The sequence below is a fragment of the Kitasatospora sp. NPDC101157 genome (assembly GCF_044768255.1).
Lineage (GTDB): Bacteria > Actinomycetota > Actinomycetes > Streptomycetales > Streptomycetaceae > Kitasatospora.
This window is the reverse complement of record NZ_JBIWPL010000013.1, coordinates 217,153-236,271: the sequence shown is the minus strand read 5'-3', so window position 1 is coordinate 236,271 and position 19,119 is coordinate 217,153. Positions and strand designations below refer to the sequence as shown.

The 19,119-nt window shown below is 77.0% G+C and carries 2 protein-coding genes (1 of these 2 only partly in view); both read right to left on the bottom strand.

Annotated features, from left to right (window positions below; translation table 11 throughout):
* Window positions 1-3,543 (bottom strand): type I polyketide synthase (locus ACIRVF_RS25105; protein ID WP_402821846.1); only part of this gene is annotated, 3,543 nt, incomplete at its 3' end.
* Between the two features lie 10 nt (window positions 3,544-3,553).
* A protein-coding gene (locus ACIRVF_RS25100) for a type I polyketide synthase (protein ID WP_402821866.1) crosses the window boundary here: on the bottom strand, window positions 3,554-19,119 show its 3' portion. Its footprint extends 12,727 nt past the window's final position; 15,566 of the gene's 28,293 nt are visible here — the last part of the coding sequence; the start codon falls outside the window, past its right edge; the stop codon is at window positions 3,554-3,556.

Sequence of the window (19,119 nt, the reverse complement as noted above, 5' to 3'; positions counted from 1 at the left end):
CACGGACACCAGCACCGCATCCGGCACCGCATCCGGCACCTCCGCCAGCGAGACGGGCGAGGCCGGCGAGGCCGTCTCCGCGCCGAGCGCCATCACCGACACCGGCCCGCCCGTACGGGACGGCGCCGGCACCCACTCCAGCCGCAGCAACGACCCGCCCGCCCCGGCACCCTGCACCACCACCGGAGGCTCACCCAGCGTCAGCGACTCCACCGACAGCACCGGCTCCCCGGACGCGTCCGCCACGGCGAGCGACAACGTCTCCGCACCCGTCCGCACCAACCGGGCCCGCACCACCGACGCCCCCGAGGCATGCAACGACACCCCCGACCACCCCACCGGCACCAGCCCACGGCCATCCGCCCGCACCACCGCCGCCAGCAACGCCGGATGCAGACCGAAGCCCGCCACCCCGGTCGAAAGCACCGCCTCGACGAAGGTCTCCTCGCCCCGCCGCCAGACGCCCTCGCCCTGCGGTGCCGCGCCGGCCGGCGGCCAGACCGTGGCGTCGAAGTCGGCGGTGCGCGCTCCGGTGGTCAGCAGCCCGGTGGCGTGTTCGGTCCACGGCTCGTCCAGGGGGCCGTCGGGACGCGAGAAGAACGTCACCGCCCGGGCGCCGCTCCCGTCCGGGGCGCCCGCACGGATCTGGACCATCGTGCCGTCGCCGGTGCCCAGGGGCAGCGGGCTGGTGACGGTCAGCCGCTCGACCCGGTCGCAGCCGACGTGGTCGCCGACCCGGAGTGCCAGCTCCAGGAACCCGGCAGCAGGGAGGACGTCCGCGTCACCGTCCCAGGCCACCGTGCCGGGCGAGAGCCGTCCGGTGAACACCACACTGTCCGTGCCGGCCAGCGGCACCGCCGCGCCGAGCAGCGGGTGGTCCGCCGCCAGCAGTCCGGCGGCGACGACGTCCCCGGTGAGGCTGCCCGGGGCGGGCCAGTAACGCTCGTGCTGGAAGGGGTAGGTGGGCAGGTCGACGGGCCGGGCGCCGGTGCCGTCGAACAGCCGCGCCCAGTCCACCGGCACACCGGTGACGTGCAGCCGGGCCAGGCCGGTGACCATTGCGGCCTCCTCCGGCCGGTCCCGGCGCAGCAGCGGGACGGCCGGGGAGGCGGCCTCCTCGGCGAGGGCCGACAGGACGCCGTCCGGGCCGAGTTCCAGGAAGGCGGTCGCCCCGGCCGAGCGCAGGGCGCCCAGGCCGTCGGCGAAGCGGACGGTCTCCCGGACGTGGCGCACCCAGTAGTCCGCGTCGGTCGTGCCGCTGACCAGCTCACCCGTCAGGTTGGAGACCAGCGGGATCGAGGGCTCGCTGTACGTCAGCCCGTTGAGGACGGTACGGAACTCGTCCAGCATCGGGTCCATCAGCGGGGAGTGGAAGGCATGGGACACCCGCAGGCGGCTGGTCCTCCGGTCCGCGAAGTGCGCCTCGACCGCCGCGACCGCGTCCTCCGCGCCCGAAACGACCACCGAGGACGGGCCGTTCACCGCCGCTATCGACACCTCGGCGTTCAGCAGCGGCCGGACCTCCTCCTCGGTGACCTGCACGGCCAGCATCGCGCCACCGGAGGGCAGCGCCTGCATCAACCGGCCACGAGCGGTGACCAGCGCACACGCGTCCGCCAGCGAGAACACCCCCGCCACATGCGCCGCAGCGACCTCACCGATCGAATGCCCGGCCACGAACTCCGGGCGTACGCCGAGTGACTCGACCAGCCGGAACAGCGCCACCTCCACCGCGAACAACCCCGCCTGGGCGAAATCCGTCCGGTTCAACCGATCCTGGTCCGTCCCCCACACCACCTCCCGCAGCGGCAGGTCCAGCTCCGCACACACCGCGTCGAAAGCCTGCGCGAACACCGGGAACCGGGCATACAACTCCCGCCCCATCCCCAACCGCTGCGACCCCTGACCCGAGAACAGGAACGCCGTCGAGCGCTCGCTCGCGGCACCCCGCGCGACCTCCACACCGTCCACCAGCACCACCCGGTGCCCGAACCGCGACCGCCCCGCCAACGACAGACCCACGTCCACGGGCGAGCCGCCCACCGTGGCCAGCCGGGCGAGCTGGGCGCCCAGAGCGGCCTCGGACTTCGCCGACACCACCCACGGCACCACCACCGGCCCGGCGACCACGGCCGCAGGCTCCTCCACGGCCTCCTCCGGCGCCTGCTCCACGATCACGTGCGCGTTCGTCCCGCTGATCCCGAACGAGGACACTCCCGCCCGCCGGGGCCGCTCCCCGCCCGGCCACTCCCGCGCCTCCGTCAGCAGCCGTACGTCGCCCGCCGACCAGTCCACCCGCGCGGACGGCCGCTCCACGTGCAGGGTCTTCGGCAGCACCCCGTGCCGCATCGCCATCACCGTCTTGATCACGCCCGCGACCCCGGCCGCCGCCTGGGCGTGGCCCAGGTTCGACTTGACCGAGCCGAGCCAGAGCGGCCGGCCGGCCTCCCGTCCTCGCCCGTAGGTGGCCAGCAGGGCCTGGGCCTCGATCGGGTCGCCGAGCGGCGTCCCCGTCCCGTGCCCCTCGACCGCGTCCACCTCGGCGGCGGACAGCCCGGCGTTGGCCAGCGCCTGGCGGATCACCCGCTGCTGGGACGGCCCGTTGGGCGCGGTGAACCCGTTGGAGGCACCGTCCTGGTTGACCGCCGAGCCCCGGACCACGGCCAGCACCCGGTGCCCGTGGCGCCGGGCGTCCGAGAGCCGCTCCAGCACCAGCACGCCCGCGCCCTCCGACCAGCCGGTGCCGTCCGCCCCGTCCGCGAAGGCCTTGCACCGCCCGTCCGGGGCCAGCCCGCCCTGCCGGCTGAACTCCAGCAGTGCTCCCGGGGTCGACATCACGTTGACGCCGCCCGCCACCGCCAGCGTGCACTCGCCCGCCCGCAGCGCCTGGACCGCCCAGTGCAGGGCGACCAGCGAGGAGGAGCAGGCGGTGTCCACGGTCACGGACGGGCCCTCCAGCCCGAGCGTGTAGGAGAGCCGGCCGGACAGTGCGGAGGCGGCGATGCCGGTGCCGATGTCGCCGGTGACGTCGGCCGGCGAGCGCACCAGCAGGTACGCGTAGTCCTGGCCGTTGGTGCCCAGGAACACCCCGGTGCGGCTGCCGCGCAGGGCCGTCGGGTCGAGGCCGGCCCGCTCGAAGGCCTCCCAGGAGGTCTCCAGCAGCAGCCGCTGCTGGGGGTCGGTGGTGACGGCCTCGCGCGGGGAGATCCCGAAGAAGTCCGCGTCGAAGCCGGACACCGCGTCGAGGAAGCCGCCACGCCGGGAGACGCTGGTGCCGCGCTCGTCGACGCCGGCGTCGCGCAGTGCGCCGAGGTCCCAGCCGCGGTCCGCCGGGTAGTCCCCGGTCGCGTCGGCGCCGCTCGCCACCAGGTCCCAGAGGTCCTCGGGCGAACCGATCCCGCCGGGGTAGCGGCAGCCCATGCCGATCACGGCGACGGGTTCGGTGGCCGCGGCCAGCAGTCGGCGGTTCTGCTGCCGCAGCCGTTCGGATTCCTTCAGCGAGGACCGGAGAGCGGCGACTACCTTGTCGTGGGGCGTGGTCATGGGAACTCCGTCAGTCCTGGGCGTGATCGGGGTCGTTGCGCAGGGCGGCCTGCACCAGGTCGTCCAGGTCCATCGCGTCGATGGCGTCGTCGTCCTCGGCGTTCTCGGCGGCCTCGCCGTCCGCGGCGCCGCCGGCGAGCTTCAGCAACTCGTCCAGCACCCCGCTGCGCCGGAGCCGGTCCAGCGGGACGGACTCGACGAGGGCCCGCAGGCGGTCCCGCTCGGGTTCGGCGTCCGTGCGGTCCTGGCCGGGTCCGGTGAGCAGCAGGCCGAGCAGGTGCTCGGCGAGCTCGCTCGGGCTCGGGTGGTCGAAGACCAGCGTCGGGGAGAGGTCGAGGCCGGTGGCGGCGCCGAGCCGGTTGCGCAGTTCGACGGCGCCGAGGGAGTCGAAGCCGAGGTCCCGGAAGGCCTTGTCCGGGCCGACCGCCTCGATGCCGGGCAGTCCGAGCACCTCGGCGGCCCGGCCGCGGACCAGTCCGAGCACGGTGGCGGCGCGGCGCGCCGGGGGCAGTGCGGCGAGTTCGGCGCGCAGTTCGCGGCCGTTCCCGGTGTCGCCGCCGGGGCCCTGGGGCTCGGCGTAGCCGGGCAGCTGGGCGAGCAGACGGCTCGGCCGGACGGCGGTGAAGGCGCGCACGAAGCGCTCCGGGTCGACGTCGGCCACCAGGGTGGTCGGGGCGTCGTCCAGGACGGCCCGGCGCAGTGCGCTGACCGCGGCGGCCGGGTCGAGCGGCCGGATGCCGGTGCGGCGGGCGGCCTCGGCGGCCCGGGTGTCGGCGGCCATGCCGCCGCCGGCCCAGGCGCCCCAGGCGATCGAGGTGGCCGCCCGCCCGTGGGCGCGGCGGCGCTCGGCGAGGGCGTCGAGGAGGGCGTTGGCGGCCGCGTAGTTGCCCTGGCCCGGGTTGCCGACGGCGGCCGAGGCGGAGGAGAACAGGGCGAAGACGGCCAGGTCCTGGTCGGCGGTCAGTTCGTCGAGCAGCAGGGCCGAGGCGGCCTTGGCCCGGTGGACGGCGGTGAAGCGGTCCGGGTCGAGGCCGTCGATCACGCCGTCGTCGAGGACGCCGGCGGCGTGGACGACGGCGCTGAGCGGCTGGTCGGCGGGCACCGCGGCCAGGACGGCGGCGAGCGCCTCCCGGTCTGCCACGTCGCAGGCCGTGATGGTGACGGTGGCGCCGGCGGCGGTGAGGTCCTCGCGGAGTCCGGCCGCGCCGGGCGCGTCGGGGCCCCGGCGGCTGAGCAGGAGCAGGTGCCGGGCCCCGGCGGCGGCGAGGCCGCGGGCGACCTCGCCGCCGAGCGCGCCGGTGCCGCCGGTGATCAGTACGGTGCCGTTGGGCTCCCAGAGGCCCTGGTCGTCGCCGGATCCGCCGGGGGTGGCGGCCAGTCGGCGGGCGAACAGGCCGGTGCGGCGGACGGCGAGCTGGTCCTCCCCGGCCGGGTCCGCCAGGACGGCGGCCAGCAGGGCCGCGGCGTCCCGGTCGACGGTTCCCGGCAGGTCGATCAGCCCTCCCCAGCGCTGCGGGAGTTCGAGGGCGGCGACCCGGCCGAGGCCCCAGACGGCGGCCTGCGGCAGGCCGGTGACGCGGTCGCCGGGGGCGGCCGCGACGGCCTCCCGGGTGAGGCACCAGAGCGGGGCGCCGATCCGGGCGTCGCCGAGGGCCTGGAGGAGGGTGGCGGTCCGGGCCGGTCCGGCGGGGGCGCCGTCCGCGGTGCTCTCGTCGAGCGCCAGGAGGGACAGCACTCCGCCGAATCCGCCATCCGCGTCCGGGAGTTCGGCGAGCTCCTCGGCGAGGCGGGCGCGGTCGAGGCCGGCCGCGACGGTCAGCCGGACGGTGTCCGGGCCGAGCGCGCCGAGCACGGTCTCCACCCAGGCGTCGTCGCCGTGGCCGGCCGGCAGCACGGCCAGCCAGGTGCCGGCCGGGGCGCCGGAGCGGGCCCGGTCGAGCGGCTGCCAGACGATCCGCCGGCGGAGGGCGTCCACGGCGGCCTGCTCCTCGCGCCGGTCGTGCCAGTCGCGCAGCGCGGGCAGGACCTTGGCGAGGGCGTCGCCGTCGACGTCGAGGGTGTCGGCCAGCGCGTCGAGGGACCCGGTGCGCAGCGCCGTCCAGAACTCCCCGCCGGCGGTGGCCGGGGCCGGGGCCGGGGTGGGCTCGGGCCAGTAGCGCTGCCGCTGGAACGGGTAGGTGGGCAGGTCGACCCGGCGGGCGCCGGTGCCCTCGAAGACGGCGGGCCAGTGCGGTGCCAGCCCGTCGGCGTGCAGCCGGGCGACGGCGGTCAGCAGGGTGGTCCGTTCGTCGCGGCCGTGCCGCAGGGCCGTCGCGGTGACCACCGGGCGGGCGGGGTCGGCCTGGACGGCCCCGTCGGCCTGGACGAGGGCGGACAGCACGCCGTCCGGCCCGAGTTCCAGGTGGCGGCGCACGCCGCGGGCGGCCAGGGTGGCCAGGCCGTCGGCGAAGCGGACGGCCTCCCGGACGTGCCGGACCCAGTAGTGCGCCCCGGTCTCCCCGGTGACGATCTCACCGGTCAGGTTGGAGACGAGCGGGATGCGCGGGGCGGTGTAGGCGATGCCCCGGGCGGTCCGCTCGAAGTCGTCGAGCATCGCGTCCATGTGTACGGAGTGAAACGCATGGCTCACCCGCAAACGCCTAGTCCTGCGTCCGTCGGCCGCCAGGCCGGCGGCGATGCGCTCGACGGCGTCGGCGTCGCCGGAGAGGACGACGGCGCGCGGGCCGTTGACGGCGGCGACCGACACGCCGTCCGTCAGCAACGGCAGCACCTCCTCCTCCGCCGCCTCGACCGACACCATCGCTCCCCCACCGGGCAGCGCCGACATCAACCGCGCCCGGGCCGCCACCAGCGTGCACGCGTCCTCCAGCGAGAACACCCCGGCCACGTGCGCGGCCGCCAGCTCCCCCACCGAATGACCCACCACGAAGTCCGGCCGCACACCCCACGACTCCACCAGCCGGAACAACGCCACCTCCAGCGCGAACAACGCCGGCTGCGCGAACCCCGTGTCATCCAGCAGCCCCGCCTCCACCGACCCCTCCGCCGCGAACAACACCTCACGCAGGGGGCCGGGGAGCCGGCCCTCGAAGCCGGCCAGCACGGCGTCCAGCGCCTCGGCGAACACCGGCTCGGAGGCGTACAACCCGCTTCCGGCGCCGGGGCGTTGCGACCCCTGGCCGGGGAACAGGAAGGCGGTCCTCGCACTCCGGGCCGAGCCCTGGACGGCCTCGCCGCCGGGGCTCCCGTCGGCGAGGGCGCGCAGGCCCCGGACGAGTTCCTCCCGGTCGGCGGCGAGCAGCACGGCCCGGTGGTCGAGCAGGGTGCGGGTGGTGGCCAGCGAGTGGCCGAGGTCCCGGACGGTCAGGCCGGGGTGGCCGGCGAGCCGGTCGAGCAGACGGGCGGCCTGGGCGCGCAGCGCCTCCGGGGTGGCGGCGGAGAGCGGGACGGGCAGGGTCCGGTCGTCCGGCCGGTCCCCGGCCGGTCCGGCCGCCGGCGGCAGCTCCTCGGCGGGCTGTTCGAGGATCACGTGGGCGTTGGTGCCGCTGGCGCCGAACGCCGAGACCCCGGCCCGGCGCGGGCGGCCGCTCTCGGGCCAGTCGCGGGCCTCGGTGAGCAGCTCGGCGGCGCCGGCGGTCCAGTCGACGTGGGCGGACGGCGTGTCCAGGTGGAGGGTGCGCGGCAGCAGGCCGTGCCGCATGGCCAGCACCATCTTGATCACCCCGCCCACTCCGGAGGCGGCCTGGGTGTGGCCCAGGTTGGACTTCAGCGCGCCGATCAGGACCGGCCGCTCGCGGTCCTGGCCGTAGGTGGCCAGCAGCGCCTGGGCCTCGATCGGGTCACCCAGCCGGGTGCCGGTGCCGTGCGCCTCGACGGCGTCCACCTCACCGGGTGTCAGGCCGGCGCCGGCCAGCGCGCGCCGGATGACGCGCTGCTGGGACGGCCCGTTGGGCGCGGTGATGCCGTTGGACGCGCCGTCCTGGTTGACGGCGGAGCCGCGCAGCACGGCCAGGACCCGGTGGCCGAGGCGTTCGGCGTCGGAGCGCCGTTCGACCACCAGGACGCCGACGCCCTCGGACCAGCCGGTGCCGTCGGCCCCGTCGGAGAAGGCCCGGCAGCGCCCGTCCGGGGACAGCGCGCCCATCTCGCCGAACTCGACGAAGCCGACCGGGCTGGACATCACCGTCACGCCGCCGGCCAGGGCGAGCGAGCACTCGCCGGCGCGCAGCGCCTGGGCGGCGAGGTGCAGGGCGACCAGCGAGGAGGAGCACGCGGTGTCCACGCTCACCGACGGCCCCTCCAGGCCGAGGGTGTAGGAGAGCCGGCCGGAGAGCAGGCTCGCGGACTGGGCGGTCTCGACGTGCCCGAGCTGGCCGATGGCGGGCCGGTAGTCGCCGCTGCCGCCGCCGACGAACACGCCGGTGTCGCCGCCGCGCAGGCCGGCCGGGTCGATCCCGGCGCGCTCCAGCGCCTCCCAGGCGGTCTCCAGCAGCAGGCGCTGCTGCGGGTCGACGACCAGCGCCTCGCGCGGCGAGACGCCGAAGAAGGCCGCGTCGAACTCGGCGGCGTCGTACAGGAATCCGCCGTGCCCGGTGACGCTGCGGCCGCGGCCGTCGCGGTCGCCGTGGGCGAGCCGGTCGAGGTCCCAGCCGCGGTCGGTCGGGAACGGTCCGATGGCGTCCGTGCCGTCGAGCAGCAGCTGCCAGAGGTCCTCGGGCGACCGGACGCCGCCGGGGTAGCGGCAGCCCATGCCGACGATCACGATCGGGTCGTCGGTGTCGACGGCCGCGACCGGGCGTTCGGCCTCCCCCGCCTCGTCGAGGAGTTCGGCCCGCAGGTGGGCGGCCAGGGCCGCCGGGGACGGGTAGTCGAACACCAGGGTGGCGGGCAGCTTCAGGCCGGTCGCGGTGGCGAGCCGGTTGCGCAGGTCGACGGCGGTCAGCGAGTCGAAGCCGAGGTCCTTGAAGGGGTGCCCGGCGGGGACGTCCTCGGCGTCGGCGTGGCCGAGCACGGCGGCGGCCTCGGCCCGGACGAGTGCGAGCAGGGCCTCGGTGCGCTCGGCGGCGGACCGGTCGCGCAGGTCGGCGCGCAGTGCCTCGGCCCGGGCGGATCCACCGCCCGGCTGCTGCGGCTCCGCGGTGCGCCGGGCCTCGGGCAGTTCGGCGAACAGCCGGGTGGTCCGGGTCCCGCCGAAGGCGGGGGCGAACCGTTCCCAGCTGACCTCGGCGACGGTGACGGCGGCCGGGCCGTCGGCGGCCGCCGCCAGGGCGGTCAGCGCGCGTTCGGGCGCGAGTGGCGGCAGCCCGTTGGCGCGCAGGTGAGCGGCGAGGGAGTCGGGGGTGCTGCCGGTCCAGGCACCCCAGGCGACGGCGAGTGCGGCCCGTCCGGCGGCCCGGCGGGACTGGGCGGCGGCCTCCAGGAGGGCGCCGGCGGCGGCCTCGTCGGCCCGGCCCTTGACGCCCCAGGTGCCGGCGATGGAGCCGAACAGCAGGAAGGCGTCGAGCGGCCGGTCGCCGAGCGCGGTGTCGAGTGCGGCGAGTTCGGCGAGCAGTCCGGCGAGCTGCTCGTCGGGTGTGCCCGGCGCGGCGGTGCGGCCGGTGTGCAGGACGGCGGTGAGCTCGGGCCGGTCGAGCGCGCGGGCCAGGGCGGCGGGGTCGCCGGGCGCACCGGTGACGACGCTCAGTCCGGTGCCGTGCTCGGCGAGTCCGGCCCCGAGCCGCTCGACGGCGGACGAGCCGTCGGCCGTGTCCTCGGCGGTGAGCAGCACCACCTGCTGGGCTCCCGTACGGGCGAGCCAGCGGGCCGTGGGCGCCGCGTGGCCGTCCGGGTCGCCGATCAGCAGGACGGTGCCGCGCGGGGTCCAGGGGCGCGCGTCGGGGTCCGTGGTGGCGCGGACCAGTCGCCGGGCGAAGGCGCCGGAGGGGCGCAGGGCGAGCTGGTCCTCCCCGTCGGGAGCGGCCAGCAGGGCGCGCAGCCGGGCCGCGGTGCGGGTGTCGGGCGCCTCGGCGAGGTCGACCAGGCCGCCCCAGCGCTGCGGGTGCTCCAGCGCGGTGACCCGGCCGATGCCCCAGGCGCCGGCCTGGGCGGCGTGGTCCGGGGCCTCGGTGTCGCCGACGGCGACGGCTCCCCGGGTGAGGCACCACAGCGGCGCCTCGATGCCGGCCTCGCCGAGCGCGGCGAGCAGTTCGTCGGGCCGGGCGAGCCCGGTGGGCAGCGCGTCCTCGGCGGCGAGCAGGGTGATCACGCCGGTGACCGCCGCGGCGTACGGCGCGAGCCGTTCGACCAGCGCGGGGCGATCGTCCCGGCCGGTCTCCAGCCGGAGCACGTCCGGGCCGAGGGCGGTGAGCACCGCCGTGGTCCACGGGTCGTCGGCCCGGCCGGCCGGCAGGACGGCCAGCCAGCCCTCGGGCAGGGCGTCCGGTCCGGCGGGGACGGCGTACGGCCGCCAGGCGGCGCGGTAGCGCAGCCGGTCGGCGTCGGTCCGGGCGCTCTGCCGGCGGCGCCAGGTGGACAGGGCGGGCAGCAGTTCGGCGAGCGAGCTGTCGTCCGCCAGTCCGAGGGCGGTGCCGAGCGCGGCGGTGTCGGCGCGTTCGACGGCGGACCAGAAGGCGGCGTCCGCCGGGTCGCCACCGGCCGCGGCGGGTTCGGGGGCGCGCTCGGGCCAGTACCGCTCGCGCTGGAACGGGTAGGTGGGCAGGTCGACGCGGGCCGCGCCGGTGCCGGCGAGCAGTGCGGTCCAGTCGACCGGCACGCCCGCGACGTGCAGCCGGGCGAGCGCGGTGACCAGGGTGTGCTCCTCCGGCCGGTCCCGACGGCAGCTCGGTTCCACCACGCAGTCGTGCTCGCCGGTGGAGCGCTGGGCGAGCGCGCTGAGCACGCCGTCCGGGCCCAGTTCCAGCAGGGCGCCGGCACCGGCGCCGAGCAGGGCGCGGACGCCGTCGGCGAAGCGGACGGTCTCCCGGACGTGGCGCACCCAGTAGTCCGCGTCGGTCGTGCCGGTGACCGGCTCGCCGGTCAGGTTGGAGACCAGCGGGATCGAGGGCTCGCTGTACGTCAGCCCGCCGAGGACGGTGCGGAACTCCTCCAGCATCGGGTCCATCAGCGGCGAGTGGAAGGCGTGGGACACCCGCAGGCGGCTGGTCCTCCGATCGGCGAAGTGCTCGCCGAGCGCCGCGACCGCTTCCTCCGTACCCGAAACGACCACCGAGGTGGGCCCGTTCACGGCCGCCAGCGCGACGGAGTCGCCGAGCAGCGGTCGGACCTCCTCCTCCGTCGCCTCGATCGCGAGCATCGCGCCACCCTCCGGAAGCGCCTGCATCAACCGGCCACGAGCGGCGACCAGCGCACACGCGTCCGCGAGTGACAACACCCCCGCCACATGCGCCGCGGCCACCTCACCGATCGAGTGACCCGCCACGAACTCCGGCCGCACGCCCAACGACTCGACCAGCCGGAACAGCGCCACCTCCACCGCGAACAACCCCGCCTGAGCGAAATCCGTCCGGTTCAGCAGCTCCGCGTCCGCACCCCACACCACCTCGCGCAGCGGCAGGTCCAGGTGCTGGTCCAGCCGGGCGCAGACCGCGTCGAAGGCCTCCGCGAACACCGGGAACCGGGCGTACAGCTCCTGCCCCATGCCGAGCCGCTGCGACCCCTGCCCGGAGAACAGGAATGCCACCACCCGGTCGGTGGCGAGGCCGCGCGCGATCTCGACGCCGTCCAGCAGCACCGCCCGGTGGGTGAGGGAGGCCCGCCCCGCGGCCAGCGAGTGGGCCACGTCGAGCGCGGACGCCCCCTCGACCGCGCCGAGCCGGGTCAGCGAGGCGTCCAGCGCGGCCTCGGACCTGGCGGACACCACCCAGGGCGCGGCACCGGCCCGCACCGGGGCGCCGGCGGCCGGTTCGGCTCCGGGAGCCGCTTCGGCCCGGGGGGCCTGTTCGAGCAGCACGTGCGCATTGGTGCCGCTGACCCCGAAGGCCGAGACGCCGGCCCGGCGCGGGCGGCCGGTCTCCGGCCACTCCCTGGCCTCGGCCAGCAGCTCGACGGCGCCGGCCGTCCAGTCGATGTGCCGCGAGGGCGTGTCGACGTGCAGGGTGCGCGGCAGGACGCCGGCCCGCAGGGCCAGCACCGTCTTGATCACCCCGGCCGCACCGGCCGCCGCCTGGGTGTGGCCCAGGTTGGACTTCACCGACCCGACCAGCAGCGGGAGTTCACGCTCCCGCCCGTACGCGCCCTGCAGGGCGTGCGCCTCGATCGGGTCGCCGAGGGCGGTGCCGGTGCCGTGCGCCTCGACGGCGTCCACCTCACCGGGGGTCAGACCGGCGTCGGCCAGCGCCGCGCGGATCACCCGCTGCTGGGCCCGGCCGTTCGGGGCGGTCAGCCCGTTGGAGGCGCCGTCCTGGTTGACGGCACTGCCGCGCAGGACCGCCAGCACCGGGCGTCCGTTACGGAGGGCGTCGGAGAGCCGCTCCAGCACGAGGACGCCCGCGCCCTCGGACCACGCGGTGCCGTCGGCGGCGTCGGCGAAGGCCTTGCAGCGGCCGTCGGCCGCCAGGCCGCCCTGCGCGGTGAACTCGACGAAGGCGTCCGGGCTGGACATCACCGAGGCGCCGCCGGCCAGGGCCAGCGAGCACTCGCCGGCGCGCAGCGCGCGGGCGGCCAGGTGGAGCGCCACCAGGGCGGAGGAGCAGGCGGTGTCCACGGTGACGGCCGGGCCCTCCAGCCCGAGGGTGTAGGACAGCCGGCCGGAGAGCACGCTCGCGGTGTTCCCGGTGGCGGCGTGGCCGCGCACGTCGGCGGTGCCGCGGCGCAGTACGGTCAGGTAGTCCTGGCCGTTGGTGCCGACGAACACGCCGGTGTCGCTGCCGCGCAGCCGGTCGGGGGCGATGCCGGAGCGCTCCAGCGCCTCCCAGGAGGTCTCCAGCAGGAGCCGCTGCTGCGGGTCCATCGCCAGGGCCTCGCGCGGCGAGATGCCGAAGAAGCGCGCGTCGAAGCGGCCGACGTCGTCGAGGAAGCCGCCGTGCAGGGTGGCCGAGCCGCCCTGTCCGAGGGCGTCGAGGTCCCAGCCGCGGTCGGTGGGGAACGGGCGGACGGCGTCGGCGCCGTCGGCCAGCAGCCGCCACAGGTCCTCGGGGGTCTCGATGCCGCCGGGGAAGCGGCAGGCCATGCCGGTGATCACCACCGGGTCCTCGGCGACCGGGCGCGGGGCCGCGGTCCGGGCCGCCTCCGGCAGGCTGCCGAGGAGTTCGGCGAGCAGGTGGGCGGCGAGGTCCGCCGGGGTCGGGTGGTCGTAGACCAGGGTCGCGGCCAGGGTGAGCCCGGTGGCGGCGGTGAGCGTGTTGCGCAGTTCGACGGTGGTCAGCGAGTCCATGCCGAGGTCGGTGAAGGCCTGGTCGGCGCCGATCCCGTCGCCGCCGGTGTGGCCGAGGACGGCGGCGACCCGGCTGCGGACGAAGTCCAGCAGGAAGCGTCGGCGGGCCTGCTCGGGCAGCTCGGCGACGCGCTGCCGCAGCCCGGACTCCGGGGCGGCGTCGGCGCGGCGCCCGGCCGGCCCGGCCAGGTCGGCGATCAGCGGGAACGGGCGCTGGGCGGTGAACACGGCGGCGAAGCGCTGCCAGTCGATGTCGGCGACGGTGAGCGCGGTGTCCTGGTGGTCGAGGGCGTGGCCGAGGGCGGCCAGGGCGCGCCCGGGCGCCATCGGCGCGTACCCGCCCCGGCGGACCCGCTGTTCGACCCCGCTGCCGGCCCCGGCCATGCCCTCGCCGGCCCACGGGCCCCAGGCGATCGCGGTGGCCGGACGGCCGTCGGCCCGCCGCTGTTCGGCGAGGGCGTCGAGGTTGGCGTTGGCGGCGGCGTAGTTGGCCTGGCCCGCGGCACCGAGGGTGCCGGCGGTGGAGGTGAACAGGACGAAGGCGTCGAGGTCGGCCTCACGGGTGAGGTCGTCCAGGTGCCGGGCCGCGTCGGCCTTGGGCCGGAGCACCTCGGCGAAGCGGTCGGCGTCCAGGGTGTCGAGGGTGCCGTCGGCCACCACGCCGGCGGTGTGGAACACCGCGCTGAGCGGCCGGTCGGCCGGTACGGCGGCGAGGACGGCCGCGAGGGCGTCGCGGTCGGCGACGTCGCAGGCGACCAGGGTGGCCTCCGTCCCGAGGGCGGCGAGGTCGGCGCGCAGCCGGTCGGCGCCCGGGGCGTCGGCGCCGCTCCGGCTGAGCAGCAGCAGGTGTCCGGCGCCCCGTTCGGCCAGGTGGCGGGCGAGATGGCCGCCGAGGCCGCCGGTGCCGCCGGTGATCAGCACGGTGCCGCGGGGCGCGTACGGCCGGGTGGCCGGCCGGTCGCCGACCGGGTGCCGCACCAGCCGGCGGGCGAAGGTGCCGGAGGCGCGGACGGCGAGCTGGTCCTCGCCGTCGGTGCGGGTGAGCGCGGCGGCCAGTCGGCGCAGCACGGTGTCGTCCGGCTGCGCGGTGCCGTCCCGCTGCCCGGACTGCTCCGGCGGCTCCGGCAGGCCTGGCACGTCCGGCAGGTCGACCAAGCCGCCCCAGCGGGTGGGCAGTTCGAGGGCGGCGGAGCGTCCGAGGCCCCAGACGGCGGCCTGCCGGGGGTCGGCGGGCCGGTCGGAGCGGCCGGTGGAGACGGCGCCGCGGGTGAGGCACCACAGCGGGGCCGTCAGGTCGGCGTCGCCGAGGGCCTGGACGGCGGTCGCGGTGGCGGCGAGCGGGTCCCCGCCGAGGGCGAGCAGGGAGAGCACGCCGGTGAACCCGTCGCTCTCCCGGGCGGCTGCGCGCAGGAGTTCGGCGAGCGCGGCCCGGTCGGCACCGGCCGGGGTGATCAGCGGTACGGGCTGGTCGACGATCCGCTCCAGCCACGGCACTGGCTCGGTGGCGAGGACCAGCCAGCGGCCGGCCGCCGGGCCGGTGCCGGTGCTGACGGCGGTGTCGAGCGGGGTCCAGGAGGCGCGGTAGCGCCAGGCGTCGACGGCCGCGTGCTCGCGCCGGCCCCGGCGCCAGCCGGCCAGCGCGGCGACGGTGTCCCGGTCGAGGTCCAGTCCGGCGTCGAGGGCGCTGAGGTCGCCCTGGTCGACGGCCGCCCAGAACGCGGCGTCCACCGGATCGGTGCCGGTCGGCGCGGGCCGGCCGGCCTCGGGCCAGTAGCGCTGCCGCTGGAAGGGGTAGGTGGGCAGGTCGGTGCGGCGGGCGCCGGTTCCCTCGAAGACGGCGGACCAGTGCGGCCGGGTGCCGTGGACGAAGAGCGTGGCCAGCGCGGTACCGAGGGTGGGGACTTCGGGCCGGCCGCGGCGCAGCGCGGCGACGCCGGGGAGCGCGCCGTCGTCGCCGAGGGTGTCCCGGGCCGCGGCGGTGAGGGTGCCGTCCGGACCGAGTTCGAGCAGCAGTCCGGCGCCGCGCCCGGCGAGGGCGCGGACGGCGTCGGCGAACCGGACGGTTCCGCGCACCTGCCGGACCCAGTAGTCGGGGGCGCCGAGGTCCTCGGCGCCGGCGGGCGCTCCGGTCACGGTGGAGATCAGCGGGATCGCCGGGGCGTGCCGGGTGAGGGCCGCCGCGACCCGGGCGTAGGCGGCGAGCATCGGCTCCATGTGCGGAGAGTGGAAGGCGTGCGAGACCCGCAGCCGCCTGGTCCGCCGGTCACCGAACTCGGCGGCGATCCGCAGGACTTCGCTCTCGTCGCCGGAGAGGACGACGGCGCGCGGGCCGTTGACGGCGGCGACCGACACGCCGTCCGTCAGCAACGGCAGCACCTCCTCCTCCGCCGCCTCGACCGACACCATCGCTCCTCCACCGGGCAGCGCCGACATCAACCGCGCCCGGGCCGCCACCAGCGTGCACGCGTCCTCCAGCGAAAACACCCCGGCCACGTGCGCGGCCGCCAGCTCCCCCACCGAATGACCCACCACGAAGTCCGGCCGCACCCCCCACGACTCCACCAGCCGGAACAACGCCACCTCCAGCGCGAACAACGCCGGCTGCGCGAACCCCGTGTCATCCAGCAGCCCCGCCTCCACCGACCCCTCCGCCGCGAACAACACCTCACGCAGGGGGAGTCCACGGTCGGGGCCGGCACCGTCCGGGTCCGGTCCCACCAGGTCGAAACGGGCCAGCACCGCGTCCAGCGCCTCGGCGTAGACCGGGTACCGCCGGTACAGCTCACGGCCCATGCCGGCGTACTGGCTGCCCTGGCCGGTGAACAGGAAGGCCAGGCCGCCGCCGACCGGCCGGCCGGTGACCAGGGCCGCGTCGGGCAGCCCGTCGCGCAGGGCGGTGAGGGCGCGGCGCAGGTCCGCCGGGTCACCGGTGCTGACGGCGGCCCGCCGGTCGAGCGCGGCCCGGGTGGTGGCGAGCGAGAACGCCAGGTCGGCGAGCGGCGGTTCGGGCTGCCGGTCCAGGACGGCGAGCAGTCGGGCGGCCTGGCCGCGCAGCGCCTCGTCGGTGCGGGCCGAGAGCACGACGGGCAGGGTCAGGCCCTCCTGCGGCGCGGCGGCCGGCGGCGTGCCGGGGCCCTGTTCCAGGACCACGTGCGCGTTGGTGCCGCTGAGGCCGAAGGAGGAGACGCCGGCCCGGCGGGGGCGGCCGGTGTCCGGCCAGTCACGGGCCTCGGTGAGCAGCTCGACGGCGCCGTCGTTCCACTCGACGTGGCTGGACGGCCGGTCGATGTGCAGGCTGGCCGGCACCCGGCCGTGCCGCATGGCGAGCACGGTCTTGATCACCCCGGCGACGCCGGAGGCCATCTGGGTGTGGCCCAGGTTGGACTTCACCGAGCCGAGCAGCAGCGGGAGTTCGCGGTCCTGCCCGTAGGTGGCCAGCAGCGCCTGGGCCTCGATCGGGTCGCCGAGGGCGGTACCGGTGCCGTGCCCCTCCACCACGTCGACCTCGCCCGCGGTCAGCCCGGCGTCGGCGAGGGCGGCGCGGATGACGCGCTGCTGGGACGGCCCGTTGGGGGCGGTGAGGCCGTTGGAGGCGCCGTCCTGGTTGACCGCCGAGCCGCGGATCACGGCGAGCACCGGGTGGCCGTTGCGCTCGGCGTCGGAGAGCCGCTCGACCAGGACGAGGCCGACGCCCTCGGCGAGGCTCATGCCGTCGGCGGCCTCGGCGTAGGCCTTGCAGCGGCCGTCGGCGGCCATCGCGCGCTGGCGGCTGAAGCCCACGAAGGCGTTGGGGGTGGCCATCACGCTGACGCCGCCGGCCAGCGCGAGGCTGCTCTCCCCGTTGCGCAGCGACTGGCAGGCCAGGTGGAGGGCGACCAGCGAGGAGGAGCAGGCGGTGTCGAGGGTGACGGCCGGGCCCTCGAAACCGAAGGTGTAGGAGATCCGGCCGGACAGCACGCTCGGGATGGTGCCGGTGACCAGGTGGCCCTCGGCGCCGTCCTGGACGGAGTCGCCGGGGGTGTAGTCCTGGTAGCTGGCGCCGATGAAGGTGCCGGTGCGGCTGCCGCGCAGCGCGGCCGGGTCGAGCCCGGCCCGCTCGACCGCCTCCCAGGCGCTCTCCAGCAGCAGACGCTGCTGCGGGTCCATCGCGATCGCCTCGCGCGGGGAGATGCCGAAGAAGGCGGCGTCGAAGTCGGCGACCCCGCGCAGGAACCCGCCGCGCACCGAGTAGGTGCGGCCGGGCGCGTCCGGGTCCGGGTCGTAGAGCCCCTCGGTGTCCCAGCCGCGGTCGGCGGGGAACTCGGTGATGGCGTCGCCGCCGCCGGCGACCAGCTGCCAGAGGTCCTCGGGGGAGGCGACGCCGCCGGGGTAGCGGCAGCTCATGCCGATGATGGCGATCGGCTCGTCCCTGGTGGCCGGGCCGGTGTCGGGCACGGCTGCGGCGGCGTCCGTCCCGGCGATCCGCTCGCGCAGGTGGCGGACCAGGGCGCGCGGGTCGGGGTGGTCGAAGACCAGTGTGCTGGGCAGGGTCAGTCCGGTGGCGGCGGCCAGCCGGTTGCGCAGGTCGACGGCGGTCAGCGAGTCGAAGCCGACGTCGCGGAAGGCCCGCTGCTCGGACAGCACCTCGGGCGAGGCGTGGCCGAGCGTGGTGGCCGCCTCGGCGCGGACCAGGTCCAGCAGCCGTCGCTCCTGCTCGGCGGCCGGCAGGGCGCGCAGCCGGGCGGCGAACTCGCCGTCTCCGGTGGCCTGCCGGCCGGCCTCGGTGAGCCGGCGCACCTCGGGGACGTCCTCGAACAGCGCGGTGGGGCGGCCGGAGGTGAAGACCGGGTGGTACCGCTCCCAGTCGACGTCGGCGATGGCCAGCACCCGCTCGTCCCCGTCGAGGGCCTGGCGCAGCCCGTCCAGGGCGAGGGCCGGGTCCATGAAGACGAGTCCGCTGCGGCGGATCTGGCCGGGGTCGACCCGGCCGAGCTTGAGGTCGTCGGCCCAGATGCCCCAGGAGACGGCGGTCGCCCGGCCGCCGCGGGCGCGGCGGTGCTCGGCGAGCGCGTTGAGGTAGGCGTTGCCGGCGACGTAGGCGGCGTGCCGGCCGCTGCCCCACATCCCGGCCGTGGAGGAGTACAGGACGAAGGCGTCGAGCTGGTCGTCGGGCAGGAGTTCGTCCAGGTGCCGGGCTCCGGTGGCCTTGGCGTGCAGGACCTTGGCGAAGGCCTCGGGGGTGGTCTCCTCGATGGTCAGCAGTTCGATGACGGCGGCGGTGTGCACCACGGTGCGCACGGGACGGCCGTCGGCGGCCAGGGCGTCGAGCATCCGGGCGACGGCGTCCCGGTCGGTGAGGTCGCAGGCGACCGTCGTGGCCTCGCAGCCGAGGGCGGCGAGTTCGGCGAGCAGCTCGGCGGCGCCGGGGGCGTCCGGGCCGCGGCGGCTGGTCAGCACGATCCGCTCGGCGCCGTCGGCGGCGAGCCGGCGGGCCAGGTGCGGGGCCAGGGTGCCGGTGCCGCCGGTGATCAGGACGGTGCCGCGCGGCGCGGGGGCCGCCGGGCGGGCGGTCGCCGGTTCGGCCCGGACGATCCGGCGGGCGTACGCGCCCGACGGGCGGATCGCCACCTGGTCCTCGCCGGAGCCGGCGAGGGCATTGGCCAGCACGGCGGCCAGCCGTTCGCCGCCGCGTTCGTCGAGCCGTTCGGGCAGGTCGATCACGCCGCCCCAGCGCTGGGGGTGTTCCAGCGCGGCGGTCCAGCCGAGGCCGTGGACCTGCGCCTGCACCGGGTGGGCGAGCCGGTCGCCGCGAACGGCGGCGACGGCGTCCCGGGTGAGGCACCACAGCGGGGCGTCGCGTCCGGTGTCGCCGAGGGCCTGGATCAGCGCGAGGGTGAGCGCGAGGCCCTCGGGCAGCGCCGGGTGGCGCTCGGCGGGCCGTTCGGCGGTGGCGAGCAGGGAGACGATCCCGGTGAGTTCGGTGCCGTCCAGGGCGGCGAGCCGCTGGGCGAGCCGCTGCCGGTCGGTGCACTCGCCGTCCAGGACGAGGTGCTCGATCCGGGCGCCGTGGGCGGCCAGCGCCTCGACGACGTCCTGTCCGGCCACCGGCGCGGTGTCCGGCCCGCTGCCGGGGACGGTGTCCGGCGCGGTGCTGACCAGCAGCCAGGTGCCGTCCAGCCGGGCGGTGGTGGCGGTGGCGGCGGTGGCGTTGCCGAGCGGCTTCCAGG